A 14,767-nucleotide genomic window follows, 5' to 3' on the forward strand; every position below is an offset into this window, starting at 1 on the left:
GTTGACTTTTGGCACGCTGTTGAGTTCTCAAGGAACGGACGCTTCCTTCGTACTCACCCTCTCGGGCTTTCCTCCGGGCGCTTCCCTTCGGTGTTTCCGACTCTATCAGATCCTTTCGGGCCTGATTCCCAGTCGGCGGGGCCTTTCGACATTCACTACGTTAGCCGATTCCCTCTGCAACTCATAATCGAGTTCCGCGCGATTGAATTCAGGCATGCGGACATGCCGAATTCGCCCCCGCTGAGGGTGACCGTAGGTAGTGGTTTGGCCGCTTCCGGCTGCAGGCGATCGCCGTACCCGGTTCAAGCGGCTCGGGCTACATTACGCACCTTGCAAGGGTGCGTCAACTTCGGCGGCGTCGGGGGACGTGGGCCCGATAAGGGCTCACCGTCGGGTCGTTGGCGACCCAGAAGCGCCACGGGTGCACGGCTCCGTCGCCGGCCACGCCGGTGCGTGGACCGTTGAGTACCTGGTCGGAGGCGACCGGAGTGCCCGTCAGGATCCGCAACGGGGTCTCCCCGGGGGCGCATGCGTCCGTGCCGTTCAGGGCGCGGTCCACGCCCAAGGCCGTGGCCAGGCGGGCGGGGCCTTTGGCCAGTTCTTTGTCGTTTCGGGCCGAGAGTCGACGTTTACGCGCCTGCTCGGCGCCTTCGAGCACCTCACCCGCGCGGAGCAGGACCGCGCTCGCCCGGTCCTCGGGGCCGCACACGAGGTTCATGCAGAACCACATGCCGTAGGTGAAGTAGACGTACACGTGCCCGGGCGGACCGAACATCACGCCGTTGCGGGCTGTGGGGCCGCGATAGGCGTGGGAGCCGGGGTCGTTCTGGCCGTCGTAGGCCTCGACCTCCGTGAGGCGCAGGGCGATCGGACCGTCGGGTGTCGTACGCACGAGGATGCGGCCCAGGAGATCCGGGGCGACTTCCAGGACAGGTCGGTCGAAGAACTCCCTGGGGAGTGGCGTACGGTCCGGGGGCGTGATCATGCGGCCCGAGCCTAGTCCAGACGGGTGGGAGCCAAGGGCTGGTCAAGGCTTCGTCTGCTTGCCAGGGTGAGGGCGCGGAACCGGGCGGACCCGGATCGCGTTTGTAGGGATCAAGGATCCATACGTAAAGGGAGAGTCATGGCGTTCAAGAAGCTGCTCGCGAGTCTGGGGGCCGGCGGGGCTTCGGTCGAGACGGTACTGACCGAGGTCAACGTCGTTCCGGGTGGCGTCGTCCAGGGGGAGGTGCGGATCCAGGGCGGGTCCGTGAACCAGGAGATCGAGGGACTGTCCGTCGGGCTGCAGGCCAAGGTCGAGGTCGAGAGCGGCGACGAGGAGTACAAGCAGAACATCGAGTTCACTAAGGTGCGCCTCGGTGGGGCCTTCGAGCTGCAGGCCGGGGCCGTGCACGCCGTGCCGTTCGGGATCGAGATCCCGTGGGAGACGCCGGTCACCATGATCGACGGCCAGGCGCTGCGCGGGATGAACATCGGTGTGACCACCGAGCTGGCGATCGCCCGTGCCATCGACTCCGGTGACCTGGACCCGATCAACGTGCACCCGCTGCCGGCGCAGAAGGCGATCCTGGACGCGTTCATCCAGCTGGGTTTCCGCTTCAAGAACGCGGACATGGAGCGCGGGCACATCCGGGGTACGCGGCAGAAGCTGCCGTTCTACCAGGAGATCGAGTTCTACCCGCCGTCGCAGTACCGGGGCCTCAACCAGGTCGAGTTGAGCTTCGTGGCCGACGAGCACGCCATGGACGTCATCCTGGAGATGGACAAGAAGCCCGGTCTGTTCAGCGAGGGCAGCGACACCTACCGGTCGTTCCAGGTGGGTCAGCACGACTTCCACGGGACCGACTGGGCGGCGTACCTCAACCAGTGGCTGTCCGAGGTCGGCAGCAAGCGGAACTGGTTCTAGGCTCGGAACTGCTGATTCCGTAATCGATCAGGAGGTACCGAGGTGACCGAGCTCAAGCGGCGGCCGCTCCCCCACGACTTCCATCCGCCCGTGCCGGCGTTCACGGTGACGAGTGAGGACGTCCAGGAGGGCGCCACGCTCAAGGACGCTCAGGTGTACGCGGCCGGCAACACCTCGCCGCACCTGCGGTGGGAAGGTTTCCCGGCAGGGACCAAGAGTTTCGCCGTGACCTGCTACGACCCCGACGCCCCTACGGGCAGCGGATTCTGGCACTGGGTGCTGTTCGACATCCCCGCCTCCGTGACCGAGCTTCCGGTCGGCGCGGGCACCGGCAAGTTCGAGGGGCTGCCCGAAGGCGCGGTGCAGGCTCGTAACGACTACGGGTCCAGGGACTTCGGCGGCGCCGCCCCGCCCCCCGGGGACGGGCCGCACCGGTATGTGTTCACCGTGTACGCCGTGGATCAGGAGAAGCTCGGCCCGGACGCGGACGCCAGTCCGGCCTTCGTCGGCTTCAATCTGCGGTTCCACGCGATCGCGCGTGCCCAGCTGATCGGTGAGTACGAAGTGCCCGCGGAAGCCTGACGTTCATTGAACGTTTGCCCGCCCCCGGTCATGGAAGTGATCGGAGGCGGGCACTTTTTATTGCGTTGTCCATCTCGGCGTGCCCGGCCAGAGTTGATCCAAGCCCGCCAGGGGGTGGGCCGGTGCGCATGGGAGGTGGGCTGGATGCGGGACACGCTGGTGCTGAACGCGAGCTTCGAGCCGCTGTCGACGGTGACGTTGAACCGAGCCGTCGTTCTGGTGCTGCAGGACAAGGCTGTCGTCGAGCAGGCCCACCCCGAACTGCGCATGCGCGGTGCCGCGGTCGACATACCCGTGCCCCGGGTGATCCGGCTGTGCAGGTACGTGAAGGTGCCGTTCCGAAGACAAGCGCCGTGGTCGAGGCGGGGTGTGCTGGTCAGGGACCGGCACCGGTGCGCGTACTGCGGTCGGCGGGCGACGACCGTGGACCACGTGGTGCCGCGGTCGCGGGGTGGTCAGGACTCGTGGCTCAACACCGTCGCCTCGTGCGCGGAGGACAATCACCGCAAGGCCGACCGGACTCCTGAGCAGGCGGGGATGCCGCTGCTGAGGCTGCCGTTCGAGCCGAGTCCTCAGGATGCGATGTTGCTGACGCTGGGGGCGGAGGAGTTCCGGGCGCTGCCTTCTTGGCTTGCACGGGACGCCGCCTGACGTAGGGCTGCAGGTCGTACGACGGGTGCGGGTGTTCTGTGGCTGGTCGCGCAGTTCCCCGCGCCCCTGAAGGGACTTGGGCCCGCCTTCCTGCTGAAGGCGGGCCCCACTGTCGTTGTGCCTCAGTCTATGGACGGCTTCTCGCGGCGTTCCGCCGCCTTGTCGGAGCCGGATCCGCCGCCGCTCGGGGCGCCGCCCAGGCCGAAGTTGCCCATGGCGCCGGAGAGGCCCTTGAGGGCGTCGCCGATCTCGCTGGGGACGATCCAGAGCTTGTTGGCGTCGCCCTCGGCGATCTTCGGGAGCATCTGGAGGTACTGGTAGCTGAGCAGCTTCTGGTCGGGGTCGCCGGCGTGGATGGACTCGAACACCGTGCGGATCGCCTGGGCTTCACCCTCGGCGCGCAGGGCGGCTGCCTTCGCCTCGCCTTCGGCGCGCAGGATCTGGGACTGCTTCTCACCTTCGGCGGTGAGGATGGCGGCCTGGCGCGTACCTTCCGCGGTGAGGATCGCGGCGCGCTTGTCACGGTCGGCGCGCATCTGCTTCTCCATCGAGTCCTGGATGGAGGTGGGCGGTTCGATCGCCTTGAGCTCGACGCGGTTGACGCGGATGCCCCACTTGCCGGTGGCCTCGTCGAGGACGCCGCGCAGGGCCGCGTTGATCTCCTCGCGGGAGGTCAGGGTCCGCTCCAGGTCCATGCCGCCGATGATGTTGCGGAGCGTGGTGACCGTCAGCTGCTCGATCGCCTGGATGTAGCTGGCGACTTCGTAGGTGGCCGCGCGGGCGTCCGTCACCTGGTAGTAGATGACCGTGTCGATGTTCACCACCAGGTTGTCCTGGGTGATCACCGGCTGGGGCGGGAACGGCACGACCTGCTCACGCAGGTCGATGCGGTTGCGGATCGTGTCGATGAACGGGACGACGATGTTGAGACCCGCGTTGAGGGTCCGCGTGTAGCGGCCGAAGCGCTCGACGATGGCGGCGCTGGCCTGCGGGATGACTTGGATCGTCCTGATCAGGGCGATGAAGACCAACACCACCAGAATGATCAGGACGATGATGACCGGTTCCATCGTCGTTCCCCGTACCCTTCTCCGCCTCGGCGCTTTCGGAAGATCTTATGGGCTGTTGAAGATCTTGCTGGTCGAGTCTGTCAGACCGTCGCACAACTCGGGGGCTGTTCCGTTCAGTTGAGTCCTGCGAGGTCAGATGACGATCGCGGTGGCTCCTTCGATCTCCACGACGTCGACTTCCTGGCCCACCTCGTAGGCGCTGTCGGCGTCGAGCGAACGTGCGGACCAGATCTCGCCGGCCAGCTTGATCCGGCCTCCGGAACCGTCGACGCGCTCCAGGACGACGGCCTGCTTCCCCTTCAACGCCTCCACGCCTGTGGCGAGTTGGGGGCGTTGCGCGCTGTGCCGGGCCGCGATGGGCCGTACGACGGCGATCAAGGCGAGCGAGACGACGCCGAAGGAGATCACCTGGGCCACGGCGCCGAAGCCGAGTCCGGCCATGACCGCGGCGGCGACGGCGCCCACCGCGAGCATGCCGAACTCCGGCATCGCCGTGACCACGAGCGGGATTCCGAGCGCAGCCGCGCCGACGAGCCACCACACCCATGCGTCGATGTCGTTCACGTCGTCATGGTAGGACCGCGGGTCCCGCCTCGGACAGGGCGCGATGTGGCGGGAAGGGGCTTCTTACCCTTGTTTTCGCGGGTACTTCACACAGTCAGGACAGCGGCAGGCCCTGAGCGGTCCAGCGGTCGCCCATCTGTTCGACGACGAGCGGGAGGCCGAAGCAGAGGGAGAGGTTGCGGGAGGTGAGTTCGAGCTCGAGGGGGCCGGCGGCGAGGACCTTGCCCTGACGGATCATCAGGACGTGGGTGAAGCCGGGAGCGATTTCCTCGACATGGTGGGTGACCATGATCATCGAGGGGGCGATCGGGTCGCGCGCGAGCCGGCCGAGGCGGCGCACCAGGTCCTCGCGGCCGCCGAGGTCGAGGCCGGCGGCCGGCTCGTCGAGGAGGAGGAGCTCGGGGTCGGTCATCAGGGCGCGTGCGATGAGGGTGCGCTTGCGCTCACCCTCGGAGAGGGTGCCGAACCTGCGGTCCACGTACTCCGTCATGCCGAGGCGGTCGAGGAAGGCGCGGGCGCGCTGCTCGTCGACGTCCTCGTACTCCTCCTGCCAGCCGGCCGTCATGCCGTACGCGGCGGTCAGCACGGTCTGCAGGACGGTCTGGCGCTTGGGGAGCTTGTCGGCCATGGCGATGCCGGCCATGCCGATGCGCGGGCGCAGCTCGAAGACGTCGGTGCCGGGCTTGCCGAGGGTCTCGCCGAGGATGGTCGCGGTGCCCTTGCTGGGGTAGAGGTAGCTGGACGCGACGTTGAGGAGGGTGGTCTTGCCGGCGCCGTTCGGACCGAGGATGACCCAGCGCTCGCCCTCCTTGACCGACCAGGAGACCTGGTCCACCAGAGCCCGGCCCTCCCGGACCACTGATACGTCCTGAAGCTCCAGAACATCGCTCATGAGCGCGTTGTCTCCCCTTGCAGTGTGACCGGTCTCGGCGTCTCGGCTGTCGCGTGCGCGTTGTGGGCGCTGCCCTCGCCGAAATCTACGCCACTGGCCGGCCCGGCCATTCCATCGGTCCGGTCCTTAGGGTGGAGGCATGCTCTCGGAACCGCGTTCAGGACGCCTTGCGGCTTGGGGAAATGCCCTTTTGGCCGGACTTGTCTCACCCGACGACGCCGTGGTCTCGATCGTCGGGGACGACGCCGGGCACCGGATGGAGGGGCTCCCCGGCGAGTCGGGCCCGGTCGGGCTCACTCTCGCGCTCGGGCGGCTGCGCGCCCTCGGGGTGACCGGGCTGCGGCTCGCCCTGCCGGCGCCGGGGCATCCACTGGGGCTGAGCGGCCCGCCGGAGTTCAATGCGCGGGCGATGGAGGCCGAGGAGGCGGTCGTCTGCCACGGCGCCGCCCTCGGGCTGGTGCCTGAGGTGTACGAGGCCGGGCCCGACGGTGATGTCCATGTCGAGGTCGTCTGGCACTGTCTGCCGGTACGGGAGGCCCCGCCGGCCGACGTGCCCTCGCTGGGCGAGGCCGAGCGGGAGCTGGCGGAGGCGCTGCGGGATGCCACGGAGGTGCTGTCGAGGCTGGACGTCGCCGCGTCGGGACCGGTGGCGGAGGCGGCTGTCGACGCGTACCGGGCACGGGCCGAGCGGGGACGGGAGGTGCTGGCTCCGGGGTATCCGCCTCGGGCGGTGCGGGTGCTGGAGCTGGCGCAGCGGATCGGGTTGCTGGTCTCGCTCGCGCAGGAGAACGGGCACGGGGGTGCGGTGAGCTCCGCCGAGATGGCGGCGCGGGCGGAGGCCCTGCGGCCGGTGGAGCGGGTGGGGCGGCGGGCTCAGGTCGCGGCGTACAACTCCGTTGTGGAGGAGCGGGAGCGGGGGGTGCGGTGAGCGTCCGTTCTGTTGCGGGCGGGGGCTGGTGGTGCCGTCCGGGGGCTCTGCCCCCGGACCCCCGTTTCGGCCTGGACAGCCGCGTCCTCAAACGCCGGACGGGCTGGAACGGCTGAACTGGGCTGAGATGCCCGGACCGGGCTGAAGAGTCCCACCCAAAACTGACCGGCCTCCCGGGTGCCGGGAGGCCGGTGCTCACGCGTGTGCGTGGAAGGGGTCAGCGGTTGACGCCCAGGTTGCCGAAGGCGGGGTTGAGGACGCCCACGACGTTCACGCTGTTGCCCACCGCGTTCACCGGGACGTGGACGGGGGCCTGGATGAGGTTGCCCGAGATGACACCGGGCGAGCCCACGGCGGTGCCGTCGGCGTGGGCGTCGGTGGCGGAGGCCATTCCTGCACCGGCGGCGATCAGTCCACCGGCCACCATCGTCACGGCCGCTGCCTTCTTCAGGTTCTTCACTTTCTGAGCCCTCCCTAGCGACTGCCGCGACGTTCGCAGCAGCACGCACTGAAGAACGGCGGAGATCCACGAAGGATGCGCCATCCGGGGGACATTCCCACGACGGTATGAATCTCAGCCCGGAACGGAACCCTCCGTATTGCCGTCGGGAGCACCGGCGCGCGCGGCGCGTCTCAGCCCGTCACGCCGTGGCGTACGGCCCAGAGCGCGGCCTGGGTGCGGTCGGCGAGGTCGAGCTTCATGAGGATGTTCGAGACGTGGGTCTTGACGGTCTTCTCGGAGAGGACCAGGGCCCGCGCGATCTCGCGGTTGGAACGGCCGTCCGCTATCAGGCCGAGGACCTCGCGCTCCCGCTCGGTGAGCGAACCCCCTCTTCCCTGGCCCGAGTTGGCCTCCTCCTGGGACAGGAGGGCCCCCGCGACCTCGGGTTGAAGCAGGATGTGCCCGGCGTGGACGGAGCGGATGGCGCCGGCCAGGGCGTCCGGGTCCACGTCCTTGTAGACGTAGCCTGCGGCGCCCGCGCGCAGGGCCGGGACCACCGTGCGCTGTTCGGTGAAGCTGGTGACGATCAGCACGCGCGCGGGGTTCTCCAGCTCGCGGAGCTTGCGCAGGGCGTCCACGCCGTCCATGCCCGGCATCTTGACGTCCATCAGGACGACGTCGGGCCGCAACTCCTCGGCGCGGGCGACTCCTTCGGCGCCGTCGGCCGCCTCGCCGACGACCTCGATGTCGTCCTGCACCTCCAGGAACGTGCGCAGGCCGCGGCGGACCACCTGGTGGTCGTCGACGAGCAGCACCTTGATTGCGTCAGCCACCGGGGACCTCCAGCTCGATCGTGGTGCCCTTTCCGGGCGCCGACTCCACCGTCAGCGTGCCGCCGACCCCGCCCGCGCGGTCGCGCATGGACACCAGGCCCAGGTGGCGTCCCGCTCGTCGTATCGCCTTCGGGTCGAAGCCGCTGCCGTCGTCCGCCACGCGCAGGACCGCGGCGCTGCCGCGGCGGGCCAGGGTCACGTCCACGCGCTCCGCGCCGGAGTGCCGCAGCGCGTTGTGCAGGGCCTCCTGGGCGACGCGCAGGAGGGCTTCCTCCTGGGCGGAGGGCAGGGCCCGTACGCCGCAACTGCCGAAGGTCACGCGCGCGGTGTGGGCGCGGTCGAGGACCTGGATCTGGGTGCGCAGGGTGGCGACGAGGCCGTCCTCGTCGAGGGCCGCGGGGCGCAACTCCACGACGGCGGCGCGCAGTTCGTCCGCGGCCTCGGCGGCGAGCACGGCGACCTGCTGGAGCTCGCCCTTGGCGCGGGACGGGTCGCGGTCGACGAGGGCGGCGGCGGCCTGGGCGGTCAGGCGCAGGGAGAAGAGCTTCTGGCTGACCGCGTCGTGCAGTTCGTGGGCGAGGCGGGAGCGCTCCTCGGCGATCGTCAGCTCTCGGCTGCGCTCGTACAGGCGGGCGTTGGTGAGGGCGATCGCCGCGTGCTGGGCGAGGATCCCCAGCAGGTCCGCGTCGTCCTCGGTGAACCCGCAGCCGCCCTCCGGCTTGGGGCAGTCCTTGTTGGCGAGGAAGAGCGCACCGATGACCTCGTCGCCGTCCTTGACGGGCAGGCCCAGGAAGTCGGACATGTCGGGGTGGGCGGAGGGCCAGCCCTCGAAGCGGGGGTCCTTGCGGACGTCGGCGAGGCGCTCGATCTTCGCCTCCCGGAGCATCGAGGCGAGGATGCCGTGCTGGCGCGGGAGCGGGCCGATGGCCTTCCACTGGGCGTCGCTGACGCCGTCCACCACGAACTGGGCGAAGCCGCCGTGGTCGTCGGGGACCCCGAGCGCGGCGTACTGCGCGCCGAGCAGCTCGCGGGCCGAGGCGACGATCGTCTTGAGGACGTCGCGCACCTCGAGATGCCTGCTCATGGCCAGCAGCGCGGAACTCACCGCGGCCAGGCCCGACCGGGGTCCTTGACTCATGTCCTCAAGGTACCGGCGGGCTGTGACAGCGCGGATCGGACCTGTGGAGGCGCGGACTGCGCCGCTGGGCCTAGGTCCGGTGGACTAGGCCCGGGGCCCCGGACCGGCGGCGTAGGGCGAAGGGCCCCGGCATTTTGCGGCCCGCGTCCGAGGCGGGGAGGGCGGCGCTGTTCCTACGTTGAGGTCACCGCCGATCGACCGGCGGGTGGGACGAGGGGACATGTCATGCCGGTAGCGATCATCACGGGGGCCTCGAAGGGGCTGGGGCGGGCGCTCGCCGAGGCGCTGGCCGCGCGCGGCTGGGATCTGGTGCTCGACGCCAGGACGCCCGCGGTGCTCCAGGAGACGGCGGGGCGGCTCGAGGCGTACGGCACGCGCGTGACGGCCCTGCCCGGGGACGTCACCGACGCCGGTCATCGGGCCGCGCTGGTGGCGGCCGCCTGGAAGCTGGGCGGGCTCGATCTGCTGGTGAGCAACGCGAGCGCGCTGGGCGCCGAGCCGCTCGTACGGCTGGAGGCGCTCGATCCGGACGGGCTGCGGCGGGCGCTGGAGGTGAACGTGGTGGCCGCGCTGGGCCTGGTCCAGGAGGCGCTGCCGCTGCTGCGGGCGTCCGGGGCGGGCACGGTGATCGCGATCAGCTCGGACGCGGCGGCCGAGGCCTACGAGACGTGGGGCGGGTACGGGGCGTCGAAGGCGGCCCTCGACCATCTCGCGGCGGTGCTCGGCGCGGAGGAGCCGGGGCTGCGGGTCTGGGCGGTCGACCCGGGCGACATGGCCACCGACCTCTACGCGGCGGCCGTACCGGACGACGGGGATCCACGGCCGGCGCCCGCGAGTGTGGTGCCGGGCTTCCTCAGACTGCTGGACGAGCGTCCGGTGAGCGGCCGCTATACGGCTCCGGCGCTGCTGGAGGGGCAGCGATGACGGTTGCGGTGCAGGTGCCGGAGGAGCAGTCGGCGCGGGTCCCGGTCGAGCAGCGCGGGGCCGGGCTCGGGCGGGACGCCGTACGGCTGCTCGTGTCGCGGGGCATGGAGGTGTCGCACCACACCTTCAGGGAGCTGCCGCGGCTGCTGCGGGCCGGGGATCTGCTCGTGGTGAACACCTCGCCCACGCTGGCCGCCGCGGTGGACGGGCGGGTCGGGCACGCGCGCGTGGTGGTGCACTTCTCCACGCGCGGCGACGACGGCCGGTGGGCGGTCGAGCTGCGGGATCCCGACGGGAAGGGCACCACACGCGCGCGTGCGGGAGCGCCCGCGGGTACGGAGGTACGGGTGCCCGGAGGTGTGCGGCTGGTTCTGGAGGAGCCGCTGAGCGTGCATGCGGACCGCCTTTGGTGGGCACGCGTGTCCGGGGCGGAGGTGCTCGGGATGCTGCGGGAGCACGGGCGGCCCATCCGGTACTCGTACACGGAGCGCGACCAGCCGCTGTCCGTCTACCAGACGGTGTTCGCGCTCCCCTCCCCCGACGGGACGGGCAGTGCGGAGATGCCGAGTGCCGCGCGGCCCTTCACCCCGCGGCTGGTCGCGGAGCTGGTGAGCCGGGGTGTGCAGTTCGCGCCGGTCACGCTGCACACCGGGGTGGCGTCGACGGAGGCGCACGAGCCGCCGTATCCGGAACGGTTCTCGGTGCCGGAGGCGTCGGCGCGGCTGATCAACGCCGCGAAGGGTGGTGACCGCCGGGTCGTCGCCGTCGGGACGACCGCCGTGCGGGCCGTGGAGTCGGCCGCCGGTCCCGACGGGGCCGTACGCGCGCGTGAGGGGTGGACGGACCTCGTGGTCACCCCGGAGCGCGGGGTCCGGGTGGTGGACGGGCTGCTGACCGGGCTGCACGAGCCGGAGGCCTCCCATCTGCTGATGCTGGAGGCGATCGCCGGACGGGCCGCGGTCGACCGCAGCTACGACGAGGCGCTGCGGGGGCACTACCTGTGGCACGAGTTCGGGGACGTCCATCTCATCCTGCCGGAGGAGAACCCTCACCCAGCGCATTGCGCCAGCAACTGCCGGTGAGACCGTTACGTCTCCGATGTGAGCCCGCGCATAGGGTCCAGATCACGTACGAAGCCCGGTAGGAGATACAGCGTCCCCTTTTGAGCGGGGCAGACGGTCCAGTCTGCCCCGTTTTGCCCATCCCCGATCCACTATCCAGGATCGTACGTCACACCTTTGCCTCGGCATTTTGCGGCCGCTAAGAATTGCTTCCGTCGCTCAGCGCCGCGGTTTCGCACCGCGGCTTTTGTGCGGGAAGGGCCCATGCCCCCCGTCGGCGTAGAGCGACCTCCGCGCTATTCGAAGAGGTTCGTCTGCAATGCCCAAGAACATCCAGATTCGCCGACTCAGTCGCTCGCTCAACCGCCACCAGAAGATCGCGATAGCCGGTGTCGCCTCCCTCGGTGCCGCCGCCATCGCGTTCTCCGCGGTCCCCAGCAGCGCCGACACGACCACGAACGAGGCCGCCGTCTCCACGGCCAAGGTGGAGTACAGCAACAAGCCCATCAAGGACGTCAAGGCCAGCGTCACCGACCAGCTCGCCGGCCAGCACCTGAAGGCCGAGGCCGCCGCGAAGCAGGCCGCAGCCAAGAAGGCCGCAGCCAAGAAGAAGGCGGCCACCGAGGCCGCCGCGAAGAAGGCCCTGGCGAAGAAGAAGGCGGCCGCCGCTGCCGCCGCCAGGAAGGCAGAGGCCGCGCGCAAGGCCAAGGCGGCCGCGAGCCGGTCCGCCCACCGGCCCACGATCAAGAAGGCCGCGCCGAAGCTGTACGCGAACAACCTCAACGGCTGGATCAACCACTCCCTGGACATCATGCACAAGAAGGGCATCCCGGGCAGCTACAACGGCCTGTACCGGAACATCATGCGTGAGTCCTCGGGCAACCCGAACGCGATCAACGGCTGGGACATCAACGCCATCAACGGCATCCCGTCCAAGGGTCTGCTCCAGGTGATCCCGCCGACCTTCACCGCGTACCACGTGGCCGGCACGGCCTGGAACATCTACGACCCGGTCGCCAACATCACCGCCGCCGCCAACTACGCGGCCGACAAGTACGGCTCGATCGACAACGTCAACAGCGCGTACTGAGGTCGGCGCGGACCTCTTCACGTGAACGCCTGAGGGCGGCACCCCCTGACGGGTGCCGCCCTCAGACATGGGTGCGCGGTTACTTGCGCATGACCTCCGGCTCGTGGCGGCGCAGGAAGCGGGCCACGAAGAAGCCGCAGATGACACCCAGGACGATCAGGGCGAGCATGTCCATGCCCCAGGCGCCGACCGTGTGCTCCCACAGCGGGTCGTTGCTCTTGCCCTTGCCCGGCGGGCTGATCTTGTTGAAGTCCAGCGTGGCGCCGGCCGCGGCGACCGCCCAGCGGGACGGCATCAGGTACGAGATCTGGTTGGCGCCGATCGAGCCGTTCAGCGCGAACAGGCAGCCGGTGAACACGACCTGGATGATCGCGAACATGACCAGCAGCGGCATGGTCTTCTCGGCCGTCTTCACCAGTGCGGACATGACCAGGCCGAACATCATCGAGGTGAAGCCCAGGCCCATGATCGGCAGGGTGAGCTCGAGCAGCGTGGCGTTGCCGAGGACGAGCCCCTCCTTGGGGATGTCGCGGCTGGCGAAGCCGATGACGCCGACCATCAGGCCCTGCACCGCGGTGACCACACCGAGCACGAAGACCTTGGACATCAGGTAGGCCGAGCGGGACAGGCCGGTCGCGCGTTCGCGCTCGTAGATGACCCGTTCCTTGATCAGCTCACGGACGGAGTTCGCGGCGCCGGCGAAGCAGGCGCCGACCGCGAGGATCAGCAGGACCGTGGTGGCCGTGCCGTTCGGGACGGGCTGGCCGGTGGCCCGGTTGATCATCGGGTTCGGCAGCAGGCCCTTGCCGGAGTCGATGAGCAGGCTCACCGCGCCGAGGACGAGCGGCAGGATCACCGTCAGCGCCAGGAAGCCCTTGTCGGAGGCGATGACCGAGACGTAGCGGCGCACCAGCGTGACCCACTGCGACATCCAGCCCTGCGGCTTCGGCGGCTTCATCGCCTGCATCGGCGGCATCTGTACGGACTGCGGCGCAACGGCGTCGATGTCCGCGGCGTACATCTGGTAGTGCTGCGAGCCCTTCCAGCGGCCCGCCCAGTCGTAGTCGCGGTAGTTCTCGAAGGCGGAGAAGACGTCGGCCCAGGTGTCGTAGCCGAAGAAGTTCAGCGCCTCCTCCGGCGGGCCGAAGTAGGCCACCGAGCCGCCCGGCGCCATCACCAGGAGCTTGTCGCAGATCGCCAGCTCGGCCACGGAGTGGGTGACGACGAGGACCGTGCGGCCGTCGTCGGCGAGGCCGCGCAGCAGCTGCATGACGTCGCGGTCCATGCCCGGGTCGAGGCCCGACGTGGGCTCGTCCAGGAAGATCAGGGACGGCTTGGTGAGCAGCTCCAGGGCCACCGAGACACGCTTGCGCTGGCCGCCGGAGAGGGAGGTGACCTTCTTCTCCTTGTGGATGTCCAGCTTCAGCTCGCGCAGCACCTCGTCGATCCGGGCCTCGCGCTCGGCGCCCGTGGTGTCGGCCGGGAAGCGGAGCTTGGCCGCGTACTTGAGGGCCTTCTTGACGGTCAGTTCCTTGTGCAGGATGTCGTCCTGCGGGACCAGGCCGATGCGCTGGCGCAGCTCGGCGAACTGCTTGTAGAGGTTCCGGTTGTCGTAGAGGACGTCGCCCTGGTTGGCGGGCCGGTAGCCGGTGAGCGCCTTGAGCAGGGTCGACTTTCCGGAGCCGGACGGGCCGATGACCGCGATCAGCGACTTCTCCGGGACGCCGAAGGAGACGTCCTTCAGGATCTGCTTGCCGCCGTCGACCGTGACGGTCAGATGGCGGGCCGAGAAGGAGACCTCACCGGTGTCGACGAACTCCTCGAGCCGGTCGCCGACCAGGCGGAAGGTGGAGTGGCCGACGCCGACGATGTCGTTCGGACCGAGGAGCTGCGAGCCGCCCTTGGCGATCGGCTGGCCGTTGACGTAGGTGCCGTTGTGCGAGCCCAGGTCGCGGATCTCGAAGCGGCCGTCGGGCGTCGCGTGGAACTCGGCGTGGTGGCGGGAGACCTGCAGGTCCGAGACGACCAGTTCGTTCTCCAGGGCACGGCCGATGCGCATGACGCGGCCGAGGGAGAACTGGTGGAAGGTGGTCGGGCTGCGGTCGCCGTAGACCGGCGGCGCCCCCGCGCCGTCACCGGGACCCTGCTGCGCCGGTACGTGCGCCGCGGCCTGCTGGGATGCGGGCTGCTGCGGCCAGCCGGTCTGCGGGGCCTGCTGCTGAGGCGGCGACTGCTGCGCCCAGCCGGGACCCGCGCCCTGGGCGGCGTACGGCTGCTGGGGCTGGGCGACGGCGGCCGCCGCCCCGGTCGCGGTCACCAGAGGGCCGTCGGTCGCGTTGCCGAGGTGCACGGCGGCGCCCGGCCCGATCTCCATCTGATGGATCCGCTGCCCCTGCACGAACGTGCCATTGGTGCTGCCGTGGTCGTCGATGACCCAACTGCGGCCGTTCCAGCTGATCGTGGCGTGACGCCAGGACACCCTGGCGTCGTCGATCACGATGTCGCCCTGCGGATCGCGTCCGAGGGCGTACGGCCTGGACGGATCGAGCGTCCAGGTACGTCCATTCAATTCCAGTACGAGTTCAGGCACTCCATGCCCCATGAGTAGTCCCCCGAGTTGCCCCCATCACAGGGAGTCTAGGGATGTCGAACATCGTCGGGAACTATTTCAGGCTCGGCCCCCTGA

The 14,767-nt window shown here is 69.7% G+C and carries 15 protein-coding genes; 7 read left to right on the forward strand and 8 right to left on the reverse strand.

Features of this window, described 5'->3' with window-relative positions:
* Positions 1-343: 343 nt before the first annotated feature.
* Positions 344-985: a DNA-3-methyladenine glycosylase gene (locus ACIBN2_RS39975; RefSeq protein WP_399142175.1), complete on the reverse strand. Its 642-nt coding sequence runs from the start codon at positions 983-985 to the stop codon at positions 344-346.
* 138 nt (positions 986-1,123) lie between these two features.
* On the opposite strand from ACIBN2_RS39975, the gene ACIBN2_RS39980 reads away from it, so the two are divergent.
* The 3 genes from ACIBN2_RS39980 to ACIBN2_RS39990 all read left to right on the forward strand — a co-directional run bounded on the left by ACIBN2_RS39980 (position 1,124) and on the right by ACIBN2_RS39990 (position 3,139).
* The gene (locus tag ACIBN2_RS39980; RefSeq protein WP_399142177.1) at positions 1,124-1,906 is read left to right on the forward strand and encodes a sporulation protein; all 783 of its coding nucleotides are present in this window, start codon (positions 1,124-1,126) and stop codon (positions 1,904-1,906) included.
* A gap of 42 nt (positions 1,907-1,948) precedes the next feature.
* The gene (locus tag ACIBN2_RS39985; protein WP_399142179.1) at positions 1,949-2,488 is read left to right on the forward strand and encodes a YbhB/YbcL family Raf kinase inhibitor-like protein; all 540 of its coding nucleotides are present in this window, start codon (positions 1,949-1,951) and stop codon (positions 2,486-2,488) included.
* 144 nt (positions 2,489-2,632) lie between these two features.
* Positions 2,633-3,139, forward strand: a complete 507-nt coding sequence (locus ACIBN2_RS39990) for an HNH endonuclease (protein WP_399142181.1) — start codon at positions 2,633-2,635, stop codon at positions 3,137-3,139.
* Positions 3,140-3,261: 122 nt separating this feature from the next.
* Here ACIBN2_RS39990 and ACIBN2_RS39995 read toward each other — a convergent pair whose 3' ends face one another.
* The 3 genes from ACIBN2_RS39995 to ACIBN2_RS40005 all read right to left on the reverse strand — a co-directional run bounded on the left by ACIBN2_RS39995 (position 3,262) and on the right by ACIBN2_RS40005 (position 5,665).
* A complete protein-coding gene (locus tag ACIBN2_RS39995; protein WP_399142183.1) occupies positions 3,262-4,209 on the reverse strand; it encodes an SPFH domain-containing protein in 948 nt (315 codons plus the stop codon).
* A 132-nt stretch (positions 4,210-4,341) separates the two neighbouring features.
* Positions 4,342-4,773 carry an NfeD family protein gene (locus tag ACIBN2_RS40000; RefSeq protein WP_399142185.1) on the reverse strand — a complete coding sequence of 144 codons (432 nt, stop codon included), beginning with the start codon at positions 4,771-4,773 and terminating at the stop codon, positions 4,342-4,344.
* Positions 4,774-4,867: 94 nt separating this feature from the next.
* Positions 4,868-5,665, reverse strand: coding sequence for an ABC transporter ATP-binding protein (locus ACIBN2_RS40005; protein ID WP_393867939.1), 798 nt, complete (start codon positions 5,663-5,665; stop codon positions 4,868-4,870).
* Positions 5,666-5,804: 139 nt separating this feature from the next.
* Here ACIBN2_RS40005 and ACIBN2_RS40010 point away from each other — a divergent pair, with 139 nt between their 5' ends.
* On the forward strand, positions 5,805-6,593 hold the full coding sequence (locus ACIBN2_RS40010; RefSeq protein WP_399142188.1) for a hypothetical protein: 789 nt from the start codon (positions 5,805-5,807) through the stop codon (positions 6,591-6,593).
* 217 nt (positions 6,594-6,810) lie between these two features.
* Here ACIBN2_RS40010 and chpE read toward each other — a convergent pair whose 3' ends face one another.
* The 3 genes from chpE to ACIBN2_RS40025 form a co-directional block, all read right to left on the reverse strand.
* Positions 6,811-7,053 carry a chaplin ChpE gene (gene chpE / locus ACIBN2_RS40015; RefSeq protein ID WP_399142190.1) on the reverse strand — a complete coding sequence of 81 codons (243 nt, stop codon included), beginning with the start codon at positions 7,051-7,053 and terminating at the stop codon, positions 6,811-6,813.
* Positions 7,054-7,226: 173 nt separating this feature from the next.
* Positions 7,227-7,868 (reverse strand): response regulator, encoded by a 642-nt coding sequence (locus ACIBN2_RS40020; protein ID WP_399142191.1) that lies wholly within the window; start codon positions 7,866-7,868, stop codon positions 7,227-7,229.
* The gene (locus tag ACIBN2_RS40025) at positions 7,861-9,006 is read right to left on the reverse strand and encodes a GAF domain-containing sensor histidine kinase (RefSeq protein ID WP_399142193.1); all 1,146 of its coding nucleotides are present in this window, start codon (positions 9,004-9,006) and stop codon (positions 7,861-7,863) included. Before ACIBN2_RS40025 ends, ACIBN2_RS40020 begins: the two co-directional genes overlap by 8 nt.
* A gap of 225 nt (positions 9,007-9,231) precedes the next feature.
* On the opposite strand from ACIBN2_RS40025, the gene ACIBN2_RS40030 reads away from it, so the two are divergent.
* The 3 genes from ACIBN2_RS40030 to ACIBN2_RS40040 all read left to right on the forward strand — a co-directional run bounded on the left by ACIBN2_RS40030 (position 9,232) and on the right by ACIBN2_RS40040 (position 12,081).
* Positions 9,232-9,930: an SDR family NAD(P)-dependent oxidoreductase gene (locus ACIBN2_RS40030; protein ID WP_399142195.1), complete on the forward strand. Its 699-nt coding sequence runs from the start codon at positions 9,232-9,234 to the stop codon at positions 9,928-9,930.
* Entirely contained in the window at positions 9,927-11,012 is a 1,086-nt protein-coding gene (locus ACIBN2_RS40035) for an S-adenosylmethionine:tRNA ribosyltransferase-isomerase (protein ID WP_399142197.1), read from the forward strand. Before ACIBN2_RS40030 ends, ACIBN2_RS40035 begins: the two co-directional genes overlap by 4 nt.
* 298 nt (positions 11,013-11,310) lie before the next feature.
* Positions 11,311-12,081: a transglycosylase SLT domain-containing protein gene (locus ACIBN2_RS40040; protein WP_399142199.1), complete on the forward strand. Its 771-nt coding sequence runs from the start codon at positions 11,311-11,313 to the stop codon at positions 12,079-12,081.
* Positions 12,082-12,160: 79 nt separating this feature from the next.
* Here the strand turns inward: ACIBN2_RS40040 and ACIBN2_RS40045 are convergent, their stop codons facing one another.
* The gene (locus ACIBN2_RS40045; RefSeq protein WP_399142201.1) at positions 12,161-14,671 is read right to left on the reverse strand and encodes an FHA domain-containing protein; all 2,511 of its coding nucleotides are present in this window, start codon (positions 14,669-14,671) and stop codon (positions 12,161-12,163) included.
* Between the last annotated feature and the right edge of the window lie 96 nt (positions 14,672-14,767).

It is taken from the genome of Streptomyces sp. NPDC050534, assembly GCF_044457745.1.
Lineage (GTDB): Bacteria > Actinomycetota > Actinomycetes > Streptomycetales > Streptomycetaceae > Streptomyces.

What these genes read in the sequence shown, in the direction of transcription:
- ACIBN2_RS39975 (WP_399142175.1), bottom strand. Translation starts at nt 985, where the DNA reads ATGATCACGCCCCCGGACCGTACGCCACTCCCCAGGGAGTTCTTCGAC.
- ACIBN2_RS39980 (WP_399142177.1), top strand. Translation starts at nt 1,124, where the DNA reads ATGGCGTTCAAGAAGCTGCTCGCGAGTCTGGGGGCCGGCGGGGCTTCG.
- ACIBN2_RS40035 (WP_399142197.1), top strand. Translation starts at nt 9,927, where the DNA reads ATGACGGTTGCGGTGCAGGTGCCGGAGGAGCAGTCGGCGCGGGTCCCG.
- ACIBN2_RS40030 (WP_399142195.1), top strand. Translation starts at nt 9,232, where the DNA reads ATGCCGGTAGCGATCATCACGGGGGCCTCGAAGGGGCTGGGGCGGGCG.
- ACIBN2_RS40025 (WP_399142193.1), bottom strand. Translation starts at nt 9,006, where the DNA reads ATGAGTCAAGGACCCCGGTCGGGCCTGGCCGCGGTGAGTTCCGCGCTG.
- ACIBN2_RS39995 (WP_399142183.1), bottom strand. Translation starts at nt 4,209, where the DNA reads ATGGAACCGGTCATCATCGTCCTGATCATTCTGGTGGTGTTGGTCTTC.
- ACIBN2_RS40010 (WP_399142188.1), top strand. Translation starts at nt 5,805, where the DNA reads ATGCTCTCGGAACCGCGTTCAGGACGCCTTGCGGCTTGGGGAAATGCC.
- ACIBN2_RS40005 (WP_393867939.1), bottom strand. Translation starts at nt 5,665, where the DNA reads ATGAGCGATGTTCTGGAGCTTCAGGACGTATCAGTGGTCCGGGAGGGC.
- ACIBN2_RS39990 (WP_399142181.1), top strand. Translation starts at nt 2,633, where the DNA reads ATGCGGGACACGCTGGTGCTGAACGCGAGCTTCGAGCCGCTGTCGACG.
- ACIBN2_RS40040 (WP_399142199.1), top strand. Translation starts at nt 11,311, where the DNA reads ATGCCCAAGAACATCCAGATTCGCCGACTCAGTCGCTCGCTCAACCGC.